This window comes from Microcoleus sp. PH2017_08_TRC_O_A (genome assembly GCF_020738665.1).
Classification (GTDB): domain Bacteria; phylum Cyanobacteriota; class Cyanobacteriia; order Cyanobacteriales; family Microcoleaceae; genus Microcoleus.
Window position 1 is genome coordinate 1 of the sequence record NZ_JAEQCE010000197.1, and the last position, 1,924, is coordinate 1,924.

Sequence of the window (1,924 nt, forward strand, 5' to 3'; positions counted from 1 at the left end):
AGCTTGCTTACCTTGGGATGGCCGACCACTCAATAGCGCAGGAAGTGAACTCTTTCATTGTAGCTAAAGATGGCTTTAGTTAAGTTTGGGTAAGTTTTATGAAGCAGTCGGGAAAAATTCGATCGATTCATGCAGCGCTTCAAGTGCAGAAACTACCGCCCGAGTTAGAAGAAAACGGCGATGCCTGCTGTTAACGCAATGTGATATATTGAAGGAATTTGCTTGACTGTTGTTAAAACCTGCGTAGGCGACAGCCGAGACGTTAGCCATCGCCTCTCACCGAAAAATAAGGTTTAAAGTCCCTGGGCTCTGCTGTGCTGGTTGTGGCGAGAGTTGATTCTTTAGTTACGGGTATTGGTTAGTTTTTTTGACTAATCTCAGTGATATTACGTAATTACTGACAAAATCTTCACCAAAACTTTAATAAAATATACTGGAATGTGTGATTTACTGAAAATCAAAATAGTCGATCGACAAAATTGATAATTTAACACACATTCATCAGGAAGTTTTTTATGAATCCCATTACAAAAAACAGCTTTCGCTGGACTTACTCGGTGGCTGTCTTCCTTGCAATTATTGGATTACAGCAACCAAAGGCTAAAGCAGCAACGCTATCTAACGGCTGGAATTATGCGATCGACTCCTTCAACGACGGCGTGACAGATGGTAGAGTCGGCGGCGGCGAGTTTGAATTTTACGGCATCGCCATCAAAGAAACATCAGACACGGCTTTCATCGCCATCAACTCCAATCTCAGTTTAGCTGGATATGCACGCAGCAACGTTCTCCGAGGCAACATCAACTACGGCGATTTGTTTTTCAATTTTTCCGGTCAAAACTTCAACACAGCTAATGCAAATCGCAGCTTATTTGGCATTCGCTTTGCCGACGGCAATGACTCAGGTTTAGCGACAACAGGCATTTATAGCAATGTTACAGCGAAAAGCGTTACTCAAGCGAACGATGGATTTTCTAATCTAACCGGATACAATACTCATGTTCGATCGGGAGGTGGAACCTCGTCAATCGGTGATTTAGCTGCTACAGACCCGTATTTTCAACAAACAGGAGAAAATACCGTTCTCAATTCAATTGCTTCGGGTACAAAAGTAGGAGAAATCTCTGCTTTAACTTCAGCAACTTTGAGCGCGATGGGTCTAAATTTCTCGCAGTTTAATGCAGTAGGTTCTCAAACCATCGGATTCAGTTTCGATAAATCTGCTATGCCTTCTGGCAGTTATGTTGCTAATTTGTTTGCTGAGTGCGCTAATGATGCGATCGCCATTAAAGGAGAATTTGAGGCCGTACCCGAACCTTCTACATGGTTCGGTACTTTAGTAGGATTGAGCTTTTTAGGTATGGGTGCGGCGAAACGCAAAATCAAGCGCAAGGTTGCTTGAGGCGATCGCAGCATTCTGGCGAACTGGCTCTCTGGCCCATTCGACTATAACATTTACGGTATGTAGTTGCGCTTCAGCGCTCTTTGGCTTGGTATATGAAAGAGCGCGGCGTGGCTGATTGACGGTATGAATTAAGTTCTACCAAAAAGCTCAACGAGTAAGGTATGTAGTTGCGCTTCAGCGCTCTTTGGCTTGGTATATGAAAGAGCGCGATGTGGCTGATTGACGGTATAAATTAAGTTCTACCAAAAAGCGCAACGAGTAAGGTATGTAGTTGCACTTCAGCGCTCTTTGGCTTGGTATATGAAAGAGCGCGGCGTGGCTGATTGACGGTATGAATTAAGTTCTACCAAAAAGCGCAACGAGTAAGGTATGTAGTTGCGCTTCAGTGCTCTTTGGCTTGGTATATGAAAGAGCGCGGCGTGGCTGATTGACGGTATAAATTAAGTTCTACCCAAAAGCGCAACGACTAAGGTATGTAGTTGCGCTTCAGCGCTCTTTGGCTTGGTATATGAAAGAGC

The 1,924-nt window shown here is 44.0% G+C and carries 1 protein-coding gene; it reads left to right on the forward strand.

From position 1 onward, the window contains the following. Positions 1 to 515: 515 nt before the first annotated feature. Positions 516 to 1,403: a PEP-CTERM sorting domain-containing protein gene (locus tag JGK22_RS33010; protein ID WP_293314557.1), complete on the forward strand. Its 888-nt coding sequence runs from the start codon at positions 516 to 518 to the stop codon at positions 1,401 to 1,403. Positions 1,404 to 1,924: the final 521 nt, after the last annotated feature.

Bases quoted from the DNA above. Each gene is read 5' to 3' on its own strand.
- JGK22_RS33010 (WP_293314557.1), top strand. From the start codon at position 516: ATGAATCCCATTACAAAAAACAGCTTTCGCTGGACTTACTCGGTGGCT.